Annotated in this window: 9 protein-coding genes; 4 read left to right on the plus strand and 5 right to left on the minus strand. The window is 69.3% G+C overall.

All coding sequences use genetic code 11. The features are described 5' to 3' along the window. Window positions 1–61: 61 nt before the first annotated feature. The 3 genes from FHY09_RS02945 to FHY09_RS02955 all read right to left on the minus strand — a co-directional run bounded on the left by FHY09_RS02945 (window position 62) and on the right by FHY09_RS02955 (window position 3,324). Entirely contained in the window at window positions 62–460 is a 399-nt protein-coding gene (locus tag FHY09_RS02945; RefSeq protein WP_166923947.1) for a CopL family metal-binding regulatory protein, read from the minus strand. Between the two features lie 78 nt (window positions 461–538). Further along, window positions 539–2,350: a DNA helicase RecQ gene (gene recQ, locus FHY09_RS02950; RefSeq protein WP_166923949.1), complete on the minus strand. Its 1,812-nt coding sequence runs from the start codon at window positions 2,348–2,350 to the stop codon at window positions 539–541. 389 nt (window positions 2,351–2,739) lie between these two features. Further along, window positions 2,740–3,324 (minus strand): Dps family protein, encoded by a 585-nt coding sequence (locus FHY09_RS02955; protein WP_166923951.1) that lies wholly within the window; start codon window positions 3,322–3,324, stop codon window positions 2,740–2,742. Between the two features lie 89 nt (window positions 3,325–3,413). Here FHY09_RS02955 and hrpA point away from each other — a divergent pair, with 89 nt between their 5' ends. Further along, entirely contained in the window at window positions 3,414–7,505 is a 4,092-nt protein-coding gene (gene hrpA, locus FHY09_RS02960) for an ATP-dependent RNA helicase HrpA (RefSeq protein WP_166923953.1), read from the plus strand. A gap of 200 nt (window positions 7,506–7,705) precedes the next feature. Next, entirely contained in the window at window positions 7,706–8,494 is a 789-nt protein-coding gene (locus tag FHY09_RS02965; RefSeq protein ID WP_166923955.1) for a trypsin-like serine protease, read from the plus strand. A gap of 38 nt (window positions 8,495–8,532) precedes the next feature. Here FHY09_RS02965 and FHY09_RS02970 read toward each other — a convergent pair whose 3' ends face one another. Then, complete coding sequence (locus FHY09_RS02970) at window positions 8,533–9,036, minus strand: hypothetical protein (RefSeq protein WP_166923957.1); 504 nt, start codon at window positions 9,034–9,036, stop codon at window positions 8,533–8,535. A 182-nt stretch (window positions 9,037–9,218) separates the two neighbouring features. Here FHY09_RS02970 and FHY09_RS02975 point away from each other — a divergent pair, with 182 nt between their 5' ends. Both FHY09_RS02975 and FHY09_RS02980 read left to right on the plus strand, forming a co-directional pair. Continuing rightward, on the plus strand, window positions 9,219–11,372 hold the full coding sequence (locus FHY09_RS02975; protein ID WP_166923959.1) for a RelA/SpoT family protein: 2,154 nt from the start codon (window positions 9,219–9,221) through the stop codon (window positions 11,370–11,372). 29 nt (window positions 11,373–11,401) lie between these two features. Further along, window positions 11,402–12,976, plus strand: coding sequence for a hypothetical protein (locus FHY09_RS02980; protein WP_166923961.1), 1,575 nt, complete (start codon window positions 11,402–11,404; stop codon window positions 12,974–12,976). A 10-nt stretch (window positions 12,977–12,986) separates the two neighbouring features. On the opposite strand, the gene FHY09_RS02985 is transcribed toward FHY09_RS02980, so the two are convergent. Next, complete coding sequence (locus FHY09_RS02985) at window positions 12,987–15,086, minus strand: glycosyltransferase (protein WP_166923963.1); 2,100 nt, start codon at window positions 15,084–15,086, stop codon at window positions 12,987–12,989. Between the last annotated feature and the right edge of the window lie 16 nt (window positions 15,087–15,102).

Here is a 15,102-nt window from a genome sequence, read left to right on the forward strand (position 1 = left end):
GGAACGGCGGCACGCAGGCGGTGCCGGCGGCAGGCACGCAGCGCGTGCCCGGGGCGTGGACTCAGCGGATGGGAGGGCGCACAGCGCGCGGCAGTGGCGGCGCCGGGCGGTCGGCCTCAAGCGCCGTGGAGGGTGCCAGGGTGCGCCACGGTCCGTGCAGCGGGGGCAGCGCGGCCACGCCCATCAGCGGCAGCTGCGCGCAGGCGCGGGCGCAGTCTTTCATGCGGCAATGCGCGTCCCCGGCCTTCGCATCGCTGTGCGCGCCAGTCAGCCCGTGGGCGGTGGACGCCGCAGCGTCCGCTCCGTCCGCGGTTGGCATGCCGTGGCAGGGCGGCGAAGCGGCGGTGTCCGTTTCCTGCGCGGCATGCAGCACGTACTCGCCCGCCATCGCGGCGTGGGCGCCGTTGAGCAACAGGCTGAGCATGAGCAGCACGCGGAGCAGGGTCGAGGCCAGTGACATGGGCATAACGATAGCGGTTACAGGGCGTTGGTGCAGCCCCCGGCTGGCCATGGGTCAGCGTGGGGACATGCGGGCTGCTCAGCCCTGTTCGCGCACGATCTCCACGATCCGCGGGCCGTAGCGGGCCAGTTTGCTGCCGCCGATGCCGCCGATCCGGGCCAGCTCGTCCAGTGTGGTCGGGCGCTGCTCGGCGATGTTGCGCAGCGTGCTGTCGTGGAAGATCACGAACGCCGGCACGTTCTGTTCGCGCGCCAGTTCGCCGCGCAGGCCGCGCAGCGCATTGAACAGCACCAGGTCCTGCGGCAGGACCGAAAGCCCGCTGCCGGAGCGCTGCGCGCTGCGCTCGCGGGCGGCGCTGCTGGCCGGATTCTCGCGGCGCATGCTGATCTGGCGCTGGCCCTTGAGCACCTCGCGGCTGCGATCGGTCAAGCGCAGGCCGCCGTGGCCGCCGGTATCGACTTCCAGCAGGCTGGTAGCCACCAGCTGGCGGAACACGCTGCGCCAGGTGCGTGCATCGAGATCCTTGCCGATGCCATAGGTGCTCAGCTGCTGGTGGCTGCTCTGGCGGATCTTCTCGTTCTCGCTGCCGCGCAGGATGTCGATCAGGTGCACCACGCCGTAGCGCTGGCCACTGCGGTAGACACAGCTGAGCGCTTTCTGCGCGGCGACGGTGGCATCCCACGCGGCCGGGGGGGTCAGGCAGTTGTCACAGTTGCCGCAGGGCTCGGGATAGGTTTCGCCGAAGCCGGCCAGAAGCACCTGGCGACGACACTGCATGGACTCGCAGTAGCCGAGCAGGTGGTCCAGCTTGTTGCGCTCCAGCTGCTTGCGTTCTTCGCTGGCCTCGCCCTGTTCGATCATCTGCTTGAGCAGCACCACGTCCCCCAGGCCATAGCACAGCCACGCCTCGGCCGGCTCGCCGTCGCGGCCGGCGCGTCCGGTTTCCTGGTAGTAGCCTTCCATGGACTTGGGCAGATCGATGTGGGCGACGAAGCGCACGTCGGGCTTGTCGATCCCCATGCCGAAGGCGATGGTCGCGCACATCACGATGCCGTCTTCGCGCAGGAAGCGGCGCTGGTGGGTGGCGCGGATCTCGGCAGGAAGTCCGGCGTGGTACGGCAGGGCGGTGAAGCCCTGGCTGCTGAGGTAGTCGGCAGTCTCCTCGACCTTGCGGCGCGACATGCAGTAGACGATGCCGGCTTCGTCGCGGTGGGTCCGCAGGAAGGCGGTCAGCTGCTGGCGTGCGTTGTCCTTCTGCACCACGGTGTAACGGATATTGGGGCGGTCGAAGGAGCTGACGAAGTGACGTGCCTGCGCGAGGTCCAGGCGCTCGGCGATCTCGCGCTGGGTGGGCGGGTCGGCGGTGGCGGTGAGCGCCAGGCGCGGGATGTCCGGCCAGCGTTCGTGGAGCACGGTGAGCTGGCGGTATTCGGGGCGGAAATCGTGGCCCCACTGCGAAACGCAGTGGGCCTCGTCGATGGCGAACAGGGCGATGCGGCTGCGCGAAAGCAGCGACAGGAAGCGTCCGGTCAGCAGGCGCTCGGGGGCGACGTAGAGCATGTCCAGCTCGCCAGCCAGCAGTTCGCGTTCGACGCGTGCGGCGTTCTCGGCATCCAGGGTGGAATTGAGGAACTCGGCACGCACGCCGACCTGGCGCAGGGCCTCGACCTGGTCCTGCATGAGCGCGATCAGCGGCGAGATGACGATGCCGCAGCCTTCGCGCAGCAGGGCGGGCACCTGGTAGCAGAGCGATTTGCCGCCGCCCGTGGGCATCAGGACAAGGGCGTCATGGCCGGCTGCGACGTGCTCGACGATGTCCCGCTGGGGGCCCCTGAAATCGTTGTAACCGAAGACGCGGCGGAGCAGCTCGTGCGCAGGACTGGAAGGCATCGCACTAGTTTACCCCGCGTGGGGATGCATGCGGGATCAAGCGGAGCAGTCGAGGCGGAAGGTGCGCTGGGCGGGAACCACCCGCAAGCATGTCCGTGTAGCGCTTGCGCCGCGCCATCCACAGCGCGCTACAGTCCCGCCCAGCGACCTCCCACCGGTCAGCCAAAGCCAACCTGCCACCCATCCGGGTGCAAGCCCCCTTTGTTAAGGGGGCGCGCCGAAGGCGGGGGGACAGGAGGAATGCGCGCGCAGGAGCCAGAGGCTCCTGCGGCGCGCCGAAGGCGAGGGGATAGGAGGTGTGCGTGGGCAGGAGCCAGAGGCTCCTGCGGCGCGCCGAAGGCGGGGGGACAGGAGGAATGCGCGAGTGGACGGGCTGCGCCCCCGGACACTTACTGCAGGAGCGAACGCAGCATCCAGGCGTACTTTTCGTGGGTCTGCAGGCGCTGGGTCATCAGGTCTTCGGTGGGGGCGTCGTCGGCGTCATCGGCCACGTCCAGCACCTGGCGGGCAGTGCGGCACACCGCTTCGTTGGCGACCACCAGCTGGCGGACCATTTCACGCCAGTCGGCGCTGTCGCTCAGGCCTTCTTCTTCCGGAATCGACGTCAGCGCGGCGAACTCGCGGTAGGAGCCCGGCGCGTTGAAGCCCAGGGCCCGGATGCGCTCGGCAACCTCATCCAGCGCCGCCCACTGCTCGGTGTATTGGGTCTCGAACATGGTGTGCAGCGAGTTGAACATCGACCCGGTCACATTCCAGTGGAAGTTATGGGTCTTCAGGTACAAGGTGAATGCATCGGCCTGGTAGCGCGACAGACCATCGGCGATCTTCTTGCGCTCGCCCTCCTTGATCCCGATATCGATACCGGGCGCGGAAGGTGCCGCGTCCGCCAGCGTCTGCATGCTGGGCTTGTCGCTGACGGCGGGCACCTTCGGGGCCTTGGGCGGATTCTTGGCCGGATTCTTGGTCTTTGCCATGGGGACGTTTCTCCTTATGGATGCGATGATCTTCACGATAGACCAGAACTTGTGACTGGTCGCCTTCAAAAAACAAACTGAATCGATTGATGAACTCTATTGAAAAAACTCCGGCGTCCCGACTGCAAGCGCAGCGTGCTGCCCTCGATGGCGCGATGACCCGCGACCGGGGCCGCTTGCTGGGTCTGCTCTCGCGCTGGCAGTCCAGGCCACAGGATGCCGCCCTGGCGCAGGCGTTCGAGCAGGCCCTGCAGGCATCGCTGCAGCGCCGTCAGGAGCGGGCGAACCAGAAGCCGCCCATCACTCTGGACCCGGCGCTGCCGATTGCGCGTGAAGCCGAATCGATCATCGATCTCATCCGCCGTCACCAGGTCGTGGTCATCGCCGGGGAGACCGGCTCGGGCAAGACCACCCAGCTGCCCAAGCTGTGCCTGGCGGCCGGCCGCGGCGAAGCGGGCATGATCGGCTGCACGCAGCCACGTCGCATCGCCGCGCGCGCGGTGGCTTCGCGGGTGGCGCAGGAACTGGACAGCGAGCTCGGGCAGCTGGTCGGCTTCCAGGTGCGCTTCAACGACAAGGTCGGCGAGGACAGCCGCATCAAGTTCATGACCGACGGCATCCTGCTGGCGGAGATCGCCAGCGACCGCTGGCTTTCGCGTTACGACACCATCATCGTCGACGAGGCGCACGAACGCAGCCTCAACATCGATTTCCTGCTGGGCTACCTCAAGCAGCTGCTGAAGAAGCGTCCCGACCTGAAACTGATCGTGACCTCGGCCACGATCGATACGGGGCGTTTTTCCGAGCATTTCGGCAACGCGCCGGTCATCAGCGTGGAAGGGCGCACGTTCCCGGTCGAGGTGCGCTATCGCGCGCTGGAAGGCGAGGGCGAATCGCAGGGCGAACGGACGGTCAACGATGCCATCGTGGCGGCGGTGGACGAAATCACACGCCAGGATGCGCGCGGTGACGTCCTGATCTTCCTGCCGGGCGAGCGCGAGATCCGTGATGCCCACCAGGCGCTGGAGCGCCGCAAATACCGCCAGACCGAGGTGCTGCCCCTGTACGCGCGGCTCTCCAACCAGGACCAGGACCGGGTGTTCAACCCGGGGTCCAGCCGACGCATCGTGCTGGCCACGAATGTGGCCGAAACCTCGCTGACCGTGCCGCGCATCCGCTACGTGGTCGATCCGGGCTTCGCCCGCGTGAAGCGCTACAGTCCCCGGCAGAAACTGGATCGGCTGCATATCGAGCCGATATCGCAGGCCAGCGCGAACCAGCGCAAGGGCCGCTGCGGCCGCGTGGCCGAGGGCATCTGCTACCGCCTCTACGCCGAGCCGGATTTCGAGGCGCGCCCCGCTTTCACCGACCCGGAAATCCGCCGCTCCAGCCTGTCCGGGGTGATCCTGCGCATGCTGCAGCTGGGCCTGGGCCGGATCGAGGATTTCCCCTTCCTGGAATCACCCGACGAGCGCGCTGTGGCCGATGGCTGGCAGCAGCTGGCCGAGCTCGGGGCCGTGGACGGCGAGCGGCGGCTGACCGACATCGGCAAGCAGATGGCGCGGCTGCCGGTGGACGTCAAGCTGGCACGCATGCTGGTGGCCGCGCAGGCGGCCGGCTGCCTGCGGCCGATGCTTGTGATCGCCTCGTTCCTGGGCATCCAGGACCCGCGCGAGCGACCGCCGGAAGCGCGTGGCGCGGCCGATACGGCACATGCGCAGTTCGCTGATGGCCGGTCCGAGTTCGTCGGGGTGCTGCGCCTCTGGGATGCCTACCGGCAGGCCCACGAGGACCTCACGCAATCGAAGCTGCGCGACTGGTGCGGACGCAATTTCCTCGGCTTCCTGCGCATGCGCGAGTGGCGCGAACTGCACCGGCAGCTGCGCCTGCTGTGCGAGGAACTGGGCTGGCAGGAAGAAGGCATGGACGCGTCGATGGCCCCCCTGCTCGCCGGCAGCAAGGCGCCGGCGCCGGCGCGCGACGACGCCACCGCGGTCAAGGCCACGCGCGGCCAGCTGCACCGTGCCGCGCGGTTGGCGCGCGAAGGCAAGCCGGCCGAGCCGACCGCCCTGCCGGTTGCTGCGTCCGCGCGGGGTCCCGAACGGATGCCGGCCGGCGAGGGGTTCAGTGAGCGCGCGCGTTCGGCGGCCTATCAGGCCCTGCACCGGGCATTGATCGCCGGGCTGCCCACGCAGATCGGGCACCGCACGGAGAAGGGCGATTTCCAGGCCCCGAGACAGCGCCGCTTCCTGCCCTTCCCCGGCTCGACGCTGGCCAAGCGGCCGCCGCCGTGGCTGTTGGCCGCCACGCTGCTGGACACCCAGAAAATCTGGGGACTGACCAATGCCGCCATCGAGCCTGACTGGGTCATCGCCGAGCTGCCGCACCTGTTGCTGCGCCGGCATTCCGATCCGCACTGGTCGCGTGCGCAAGGGCAGGTGCTGGCCTCGGAACAGATCAGCCTGTTCGGGCTGGTGCTGGCGCCGAAAAAGCCCGTCCACTACGGTCGCATCGCGCCGATGGAAGCGCACGAGATCTTCGTGCGCCAGGCGCTGGTGACCGGTGAAATCACGACCCGCGCCGGTTTCGTGGCCGAAAACCAGAAGGTGCTGGAGCAGGCGCGCGAGGAGGAAGCCAAGCTGCGCCGTGCCGGGATCGTGGCCGATGAAGGCTGGCAGGCGCGCTGGTACCTGGACCGTGTGCCGGGCGAGATCCATTCCACCCGTGGGCTGGAAGCGTGGTGGAAGACGCTGCCGCCGGAAAAACGGCGCGGGCTGACGTGGTCGCTGGTCGACCTGTTGCCGGGCGAAGGCAGCGAGGAAGACCGCTTTCCCAAGTATCTCGCGCTGGGCGATGCGCGGCTGCCGCTGCATTACCGTTTCGAACCCGGCACCGACGACGATGGCGTGACCCTGGACGTGCCGCTGCACCTGCTCAATGCGCTGGACCCGGTGCAGCTGGGCTGGCTGGCGCCCGGCTTCGTGGCCGACAAAGCGGCGGCTCTGATCCGCAGCCTGCCCAAGGCGATGCGCCGCAACTACGTGCCGGCGCCGGACTTCGCGCGCGCGTTCCTCGAAGCCTTCCCCAACGGCAGCGCCGACGACATCCGGGGCGAGCTGGCGCGCTTCCTTTCGCGTGCCACCGGCGCGGCGGTAGCGGCGACGGATTTCGATCCGGCCTCGATCGACAGCCATCTGCACATGAACCTGCGGCTGCGCGATGCGCAGGGCAAGGTACTGGCCGTTTCCCGTGACCTGGACGCACTGCGTGCGCGCTTTGGCGACCAGGCCGGACAGGCCTTCGCCGCGCGCGTGGGCAAGGAAATGGTCGCTGAGGGGCTGCGCACGTTCCCGTCCGCACCCATCCCGCTGCAGGTGCCCGGCGAAGCGGGCGTGCCCGCGTTCCCTGCGCTTGTCGACACCGGCGATGAGGCCGCGCTGCGGATTTTCGCCGACCGCCAGCAAGCGGTGGAAGCGCATCCGCGCGGTGTCCGGCGGCTGCTGGAGATTGCCCTCTCGGACAAGGTCAAACAGGCCCGCAAGCAGTTGCCGGTCGCGCCGAAGACCGGCCTGCTGTATGCGGCGATCGAGTCGCAGGAGCGGCTGCGCGGTGATCTGGTGGACGCGGCGTTGAACGCGGTGCTTGACGAGGGGCTCGACGAAATACGCGATGCACAGGCGTTCGAGCTGCGTCGCGAGGCCGCCGCCAAGGCGCTGTTCGGGGAGGCGATGCAGCGGCTCACGCTGGCCGAGGAGATCCTCTCGCTGGTGGCCCAGGTCAAGCCTGCACTGGAAGCGCCGCTGATGGGCTGGGCACGGGGCAACCTGGATGACATGGAACGCCAGCTTGCCGCGCTGGTGCACCCGGGCTTCCTGCGCGAGACACCGGCGACGGTGCTGGCGCAGTACCCGCGCTATCTCAAGGCGATGCTGCTGCGGACCGAGCGCGCCAAGCGTGACCCGCCCCGTGACCAGGCGCGCATGCTGGAGCTGCACCCGTTCCTGGACGCGCTGGAGGCGGGCCGGCAGCAGGGGCAGCAGCAGCGCCCGCAGTGGCAGGCCCTGCGCTGGGACATCGAGGAACTGCGGGTGTCCTTGTTCGCGCAGGAGCTCATCGGACGCGGCGGCATTTCGGCGAAGAAAGTGGCCCAGCGGGTCAGCGAACTGCAGCGCGGTCGTTGACGCGCTCCGCTGCACGCCTGGCACTCTGATACCACCACGTCGAGTTGATTGAAAATTTGAATGATGTGATGGCGTCGTGTGCGCGGGCCTGGCCACGTTGGCATGGTGTCTGTCCCTGTGGTCTCGATGACCCGTCCGGCCTGAGGTGAGCAGAAATGCAGTGCCGACACCGCCTATTTCCGAGCTGCCTGATACACGGGATGGCGGCCCTTGTCCTGCTGGCCTTTGCCGGGAGCACGGTGGCACAGGGGGCCAACCGAAGCACATTGACGTGGTTCACGGATGAGCCGCTGGCCTTTGTCACCTCAATCCAGTGGCAGGCATCGCCGGATCAGGCGCCCCAGCCGGTATGTACCGGCAGCGTGCTGTCTCCGGTGGTGGTGGTCACCACGGCGCACTGCGTGGCCGAGCTGGTACGGTCCGGCGACGATGGAACCCGGCTGCACCTGGTGATCGGGCGGGACGATCTGGCCGACGTGGGGGCAGGCATCGTGCGGCATCCGCTGAGGGGTGCCGATGGCCGGGCACGCGTGTTCCTGCATCCGCGCTACGACGGAACTCCAAGAGGCAACCGCTACGACGTTGCCGTGATCCAACTGGACGCACCGGCCGGCGTGAACCTTCGACCGGTGCTGTCGGCTGCGCCCGAGCACTTCGATGCGCCATGGACGGTGGCAGGATGGGGGATGGGAAGTGCCTTGAGGCGGGCTTCGGAGACCTACCTGCGAGCTGCTGTGCACTGCAGCGCGCACGGTGATGGAGACCTCGACGACACCACGCGCCTGTGTGTCGAGCGGGTCGATTGGCTGGCACCCTGCGGGAGTGGCAACGGCAGTCCCTTGTTCGCATTTGTGGACGGGCAGCGTCGTCCGTTGCAGATCGGACTGGCGAGTGCCGCCTCCGCTTGTGCAGATCAGGGGCCTTCCTCCTACGTGCGGCTGCGGGACCCCGAGATACGCACGTTTCTTGCCCGCTACGTTGCCCTGTAGCGGGCTCACTCCTGCAGGATCGTCCCGGGCGGTACGGTTTATTTCACCCGCTTCACCTTGGCGCGGGTGTTGACCCCCTGTACCTGCATGTACCAGGCACCTGTCAGCGAGGGTGTGATGCTCACCCCGGCATCCTGCCGGCGCACGCCGCCCACGCTGGCTCCGTCGGTCTGCTCCCAGTGCTGCCCGTTGCCCAGCACGTAGACGCGTCCCTGCGCGAAGCCACGGAACTCACCCGGCAGCGTCGATACGATGGGCTCGCGGCTTCCGAAATCCAGGAACCCGCGGTTTTTGCTGACCACTTCCTGGCGGCCTTCCTCGCGCGCAGCTTCCAGGGCGGCCGCCCCGGCGCGTGCCTGCAGCCAGCGATCAAGTGCGGCGAGTTCGGCGGCATCGAGCTTGTCCAGGCCCGCAGCTTTGAACTCGGCAGGACTCATCTGCTGCCGGAGCTCGCCAGCGCCCGCGCGCTGTGCCGCTGCGGTGGAGGAGGCGGCCAGCAGGACCAGCAGGCAGGCGGACAGGCGGAACGAGGGCAGGGGCATGCGGCTTCTCCAGGGATTGAGCGGATTGTAGGACAGTGCGGCGGCGCGTGCGGCGGCTCCGATACCGCTTGGCGGTGACCCTGCCGGGCATATGGAGATGCTGGCCGGGACGGGCAGGAACCATTGTTCCTGAACGGGTGCGGCGCTAGTGTAGGGTCGTACCCGTCCTACTCGTGATCGTCGTGACCCCCGCTTCCGTACCCGGCCTGGAAGGCCTGCTCAACCGCCCTTCGGCCGCGGTCATCCCCGATGCGCTGCGTGCTGCCCTGCAGGCCGCGTGGGCATCACCCGAATGCAGCCATGAAGCCGCAGCAGGTGCCCCCACGCTGGCCGACACCTTCGATGCGCTGGCGCTGCTGTCGGCGGATGAGAGCGCGCTGGTGGCCGCACTGCTGTTCGATCTGCCGGGGCTGCGCGCGGGCATCGGGGCGCTGCCGCTGACCCATCCGCAGGCGGTGGCCGGCCTGCTGGACGGGCTTGATGCGGCCGACCAGGTCTGGGCCCTGCATGCTGGGCGCGAAGCGGGACGCAACAGCGAAGGCCTGCGCCGGCTGTTGCTGGCGATCATCCAGGACCTGCGCGTGGTGCCGGTGCTGCTGGCGCGGCAGCTGGCCCGCATGCGCGCGGCGGACCGCCTGGACGACGACGAGCGGCGCGGCATCGCCCAGCTGACGCGCGATATCCATGCGCCGCTGGCCAACCGCCTGGGCATCTGGCAGTTGAAGTGGGAGCTGGAAGACCTCGCTTTCCGCTTCCTCGAACCGGAGACCTACCGCCGCATCGCCCGTGAAGTGGACGAGACACGCGTAGCGCGCGAGCGCTACGTGGAGCAGGTCAAGAAGGCGCTTTCCCGCGAACTTGCGGCACAGGGCATCCGTGCCGAGGTCAGTGGACGGCCGAAGCACATCTACAGCATCTGGCGGAAGATGCAGAAGAAGCGTCTTTCCTTCGACCAGCTCTACGACATCCGCGCCGTGCGCGTGATGGTGGACGACGTGGCCTCCTGCTACGCCGCGCTGGGCGTGGTGCACGCGTTGTGGGCCCCGGTACCGAGCGAGTTCGACGACTACATCGCGCGGCCCAAGGCGAACGATTACCGCTCGCTGCACACCGCGGTGGTGGGGCCGGAAGGTCGCACGATCGAAGTGCAGATCCGCACCCATGACATGCACGCGCAGGCCGAGCTGGGCGTGGCCGCGCACTGGAAATACAAGGAGGGCGGCAAGGGCGCTTCGATGGCGTTCGATCGCAAGATCACCTGGATGCGCCAGCTGCTCGAGCAGGCGCACGACACGCCGGGCGCGGAGCTGGCCGGTGCGCTGGAAGCCGAACTCACCGAAGACCGCGTGTACGCGCTGAGCCCGAAGGGCGAGGTCATGGACCTGCCATACGGCGCCACGCCGCTGGATTTCGCTTACCACGTGCATACCATGGTCGGGCACCGCTGCCGTGGGGCGAAGGTCAATGGCCGCATCGTGCCGCTGACCTACCGGTTGCGCAGCGGCGACCGCGTGGAAATCCTCACCGCGAAGGAAGCCGATCCTCGGCGCGACTGGCTGCTGCCCGCCACCGGCTACCTGGCCAGCAACCGCTCGCGCGAAAAGGTGCGCAACTGGTTCCACAAGCTGGACCGCGCCCGCAACCTGCAGGCGGGGCGCGAGCTGCTGGACCGCGAGTTGAAGCGGCTGGGTCTCGGGCAGGCGGACCTGTCCACCGTGAACCGGCGCTTCCACGCTGACAGCGTGGAGGATCTCTACATCCAGGTCGCGCTGGGCGATACCGGGCCGAACCAGATCAGCCGCGCGCTGCTCGAAGCCGAGCGTGCTGTGAGCCAGCCGGTACAGGCGCCGGCATTGCCGCGACCGACGGCGCGCCGTGAGGGGCTCGGCCGCAGCAACTTCACCGTGCAGGGCGTGGGCAACCTGCTGGTACAGCTCGCGCGCTGCTGCCAGCCGGTCGCCGGCGAGCCGATCGTCGGCTACCTGACACGCAGCCGTGGGGTCACCGTGCACCGTGCGGACTGCATCGCGCTGGCGCGTCTTTCCGCGGCGCACCCGCAGCGCATCCTGCCGGTGGAGTGGGGGCGGGCCGGCAGCGGGTATGAGGTGGATGTGGTGGTGGACGCCGTGGACCGGCGCTGGCTGCTGAAGGACATCACCAACCTCATCGCGCAGGAGGATGCCTACGTACTCGACATCCACAGCGACAACGTGCGTGACAGCGGCCGCGCGCACCTGCGGCTGCGGCTGAAGGTCACCGATTTCGACCAGCTGTCCACGCTCCTGGGCAAGCTGGATGCCTTGCCGGGCGTGAGCCAGGCGCGGCGACAGGGCTGATTTCACGGCAGGCATGACAAGCTTGCCGCATGGAACCTGCGCATCGCCCGTCCGGAGAGCACGCGCGCGACGCCCTGTCACGGGTGCGGCGCGAGGGTCGCTGGTGGTGGGTGCATGCCCGGCACGCGCGCCGGATCTGGCGCTGGGCCGCCGTGGGTGGATTGCTGCTGTTCGTGGTGCTGGTGCTGCTGCGCCAGCCGCTGGGCGACTGGGTGATGAAGGCCCCGCGCACCACGCAGCTGCTGGCGCAGGGCGAACAGGCGCTGGCGGCAGGGCGGCTGAGTGCCGCCGACGGGAGCGGCGCGCGCGAACGGTTCGTGGCCGCGCTGGCACTGGACAGCGATCGTCCCGAGGCCCGCGAAGGTCTTGCACGCACCGGCCTGGCGGCGCTGGCGCGCGCCCGCGCGCAGGTCGAGGCCGGGGAGCTGGAGGCGGCCGAGGCATCGCTCGCGCTCGCGCGCCAGTTGCAGGTGCCGCAGCCTGGCACGGCCGCCGTTGAAAGGCTGTTGCGTGATCGGCGTGCGGCGGCGGTAGGTCACCAGGCGTTGCTGCAGCAGGCGGGAAAAGCGTTGGCGGAAGGCCGCCTGGCCGATGGGCAGGCGGCGGCGCTGCCGCTGTTTGCCCGCGTGCTGGCGCTCTGGCCGGACAACCTGCAGGCGCTGGAAGGCCGCGAGGACGCACTGACCGATCTGCTGCTGCAATCGCGCGAGGCGGCGGGCCGGGGGGACCTGGAGGCCGCTGCGCGGCAGTTGGCACAGGCGCGCGGGTTCGACGCTGGCCACGCCGACCTGCCGGCCAGCGAAGCCGCACTGGCCACTGCACTGGACGAGCGCCTTGCACGCGCCGCGCGCGAGCGACGGCGGGGGCAGTGGGAGCGTGCGGCGGCGAGCCTGCAGAGCGTGCTCTCGGTGGTGCCGGACGACAGCCGCGCGCAGGAGGCACGCGACGCGCTGGGTAGCGCCCTGTTGGCGCGCAGCCAGCGCCTCGGCGGTGATTTCCAACTGGCCGCTGCGCAGCGTGACATCGAGCTGGCACGGTCACTGGGCGTTGCCACGGCGGCGGCGCTGTTCGCCGAACAGCAGCTGCAGCGCGACCGTGCCGCCCGCGATGCGCTGGAGGCAAGCGCCGGCGCGCGGGCCGGGTCGCCGCGCGCAACGCGTGCTGTGCAGCCGCTGCTGGCCAGGATGGAAGAAGCCGAACGCGAGGGTCGGTTCATCAATCCACCCGGGGAAAACGCATTCGATGCCCTGCGCGCCGCGCAGGCGGTAGCCCCCCGTGATCCGCGCGTGCGGCGCGCCGCGGCCCGGCTGCTGCCGGCGACCCGGCAGTGCTTCGATGACGGCCTGCGGCAGAACCGTGTGGAGGCGGCGGGAAACTGCCTGCAGGCGTGGCAGACGCTGGCACCCGGCGACACGGCACTGGAGCCGGCGCGGCGCCGTCTTGCGCAGCGCTGGCTCGCCGTCGGCAGCGAGCGCCTCGGGCGCGGCGACGTGGTGTTCGCAACCCGCGCCGCCGGGCAGGCGGCGTTCTGGTTTCCAGCGCTCAGTGAGCTGCCGCCGTTCGAGGAACGCCTGCAGGCGGCGCGCTCCAGCATCGCGCCCTGATCGAGACGCCTCAGTCGAGGAAGGTGCGCCGCACGCTGGCACGCGCCGCTTCAAGCGAGAAATGGGTGTCCACGTTGCGCAGGCCGCCGGCTGAGAGCCGCTCCCACAGCGCCCTGTCGCGGTACAGCCGCACCACGGCGGCGGCGAAGCCGGCGGCATCATCGGCGACCAGTGCATCCACACCATCCTCCACGTGCATGCCTTCCACCGCGCACGTGGTGCCCACCACCGGCTGCCCATGCGCCATGCTGAGGTTGATCTTGCCCTTCACGCCGGCGCCGAAACGCAGCGGCGCCACGGCGATCCGGCAGCCATCCATGTAGGGCGTGATGTCCTCCACGAAGCCGTGCAGCCGGACCCCCGGCTGTGCCTGCGCCAGGTGCACCAGTGCCTCCGGCGTGCCCGCGCCGATGCAATGGAACGTCACCTCGGGCAGTTCGGCGCGGATGCGCGCGAACACGTCCCCGATGAACCACTGCATGGCATCGAGATTCGGTGGATGGCCGAAGCCCCCCACGAACACCAGGTCGCGGCGCGCATCGAACGGGGCGCCGGCACCGGCCACCTCGTGCAGGTTGGAGATCAGCTCCACCTGCACGTCGGGCGCATCCAGGCGCAGCTGCTCGCGCTCGGCCGCACTCACCAGCACCGTGACATCGCAGCGCTGCATGACGGCCAGTTCGCTGTCGCGCGTGCGTTCGGCGGCGCGCAGCAGGGCCGGTGCATTGGCCACCTCCGCCCCCCGTCGCTCGCGCAGGTAGTGCAGGTCCACCGTATCGAACACGCGCCGGGCCTGCGGCGCGTACCGTTCGACCAGGGGCAGGCATTCCTGCGCGAGGTGGTGACGCACCATCATCACCACCGCAAAACGCGTGCCGTGCCCGCGCAGCCACGGTCCCAGCTGCTGCAGGAACGGCGCGTACCAGACCTCCACGCCCAGCCGCTGCAGGGCCTCGGTGGCACTGCCCGCGTGCTCGCGGCGGGTGGGCACGAACACCACGTGCAGCCCTTCCTGGAGCAGCAGGCGGATGAGGTTGAACTGGCGCAGGGAGCCGGAATCGCGATCCGGGCGCGGCACTGTTTCGTCCAGGATCAACACCTGCCGCCGGTGGCGATGCAGCAGGGCAGGCGAGGGCACGCTGCCCGGCGGCGGGAAGCCTTCCAGGGTGGACGCCCATTTGGCCGCGAAGACCTGCTGGTTGCGCACCTGGTGCGCCTTGACGCCGCTGTTGAGATCGGTGCCATTGCTGGTGCCTTCGTCATGCACGACGCGGCTGGCCGGTTGCACCAGCACGCGCAGCCCACGGGCACGCACCTGGAACGCCAGGTCGGTGTCTTCGTAGTAGGCCGGGCGGTAGCGGGTATCGAATCCGCCGATGCTGTCCCACAGGGCGCGCGGCAGCATCAGCGCTGCGCCGGAGGCGTAATCGGTGTCACGCAGGGAGGCGTAGCGCGGATCGTCCGCCGATTCGAAGCGGCCGTAGCTCCAGCCGCTGGCGTCGCTGAAGATCACGCCACCGGACTCCTGCAGGCGACCGTCCGGATACAGCAGCTGCGAGGCCACCAGGCCCGCGCCGGGCACCTGCGCGAAGGTATCGAGCAGGGCATCGAGCCAGCCGGGCTGGGGCACCGTATCGTTGTTGAGCAGCACGACATGCGTGCCGCGCGAGCGCGCCACGCCGTCGTTGCACGCCTCGATGAATCCCCCGTTGGACGCACGGATCTCGTAACGCAGTCCCTGCACCTGCGGCAGGCAGGCCACCGTGGCATCGCGGCTGCCATCATCGATCACCAGGATCTCGCAGGGCACGGGTGGCGGGTACGCGGACAGCGCGCGCAGGCAGGCCAGGGTGTGTTCGAAGTGGTTGTAGACCGGAATGATGATGCTGACCTGCGGTGACGCGCTGGCCGGCACCGCGAACGCGGCGAACGGCGCCTGTGCCGGCAGGAACAGGGCGGTGCGCGGCGCGGCGGCGGCTGGCTGGCTGTGGACCCTGATCCGGCTCCAGGTCGCACGCCAGCCCCGCGTCCGCAGGCTGGCACCGGTGCGCCGCGCCAGTCCGAGCAGGCGGTTGAGCAGGGAATGTAGTTCGGCCCAGGACATGGTCATCCCGTTGCAACTCCAG

This window comes from Xanthomonas sp. 60 (genome assembly GCF_011761925.1).

What these genes read in the sequence shown, in the direction of transcription:
- FHY09_RS02945 (WP_166923947.1), bottom strand. Translation starts at nt 460, where the DNA reads ATGTCACTGGCCTCGACCCTGCTCCGCGTGCTGCTCATGCTCAGCCTG.
- recQ (WP_166923949.1), bottom strand. Translation starts at nt 2,350, where the DNA reads ATGCCTTCCAGTCCTGCGCACGAGCTGCTCCGCCGCGTCTTCGGTTAC.
- FHY09_RS02955 (WP_166923951.1), bottom strand. Translation starts at nt 3,324, where the DNA reads ATGGCAAAGACCAAGAATCCGGCCAAGAATCCGCCCAAGGCCCCGAAG.
- hrpA (WP_166923953.1), top strand. Translation starts at nt 3,414, where the DNA reads ATGAACTCTATTGAAAAAACTCCGGCGTCCCGACTGCAAGCGCAGCGT.
- FHY09_RS02965 (WP_166923955.1), top strand. Translation starts at nt 7,706, where the DNA reads ATGGCGGCCCTTGTCCTGCTGGCCTTTGCCGGGAGCACGGTGGCACAG.
- FHY09_RS02970 (WP_166923957.1), bottom strand. Translation starts at nt 9,036, where the DNA reads ATGCCCCTGCCCTCGTTCCGCCTGTCCGCCTGCCTGCTGGTCCTGCTG.
- FHY09_RS02980 (WP_166923961.1), top strand. Translation starts at nt 11,402, where the DNA reads ATGGAACCTGCGCATCGCCCGTCCGGAGAGCACGCGCGCGACGCCCTG.
- FHY09_RS02985 (WP_166923963.1), bottom strand. Translation starts at nt 15,086, where the DNA reads ATGACCATGTCCTGGGCCGAACTACATTCCCTGCTCAACCGCCTGCTC.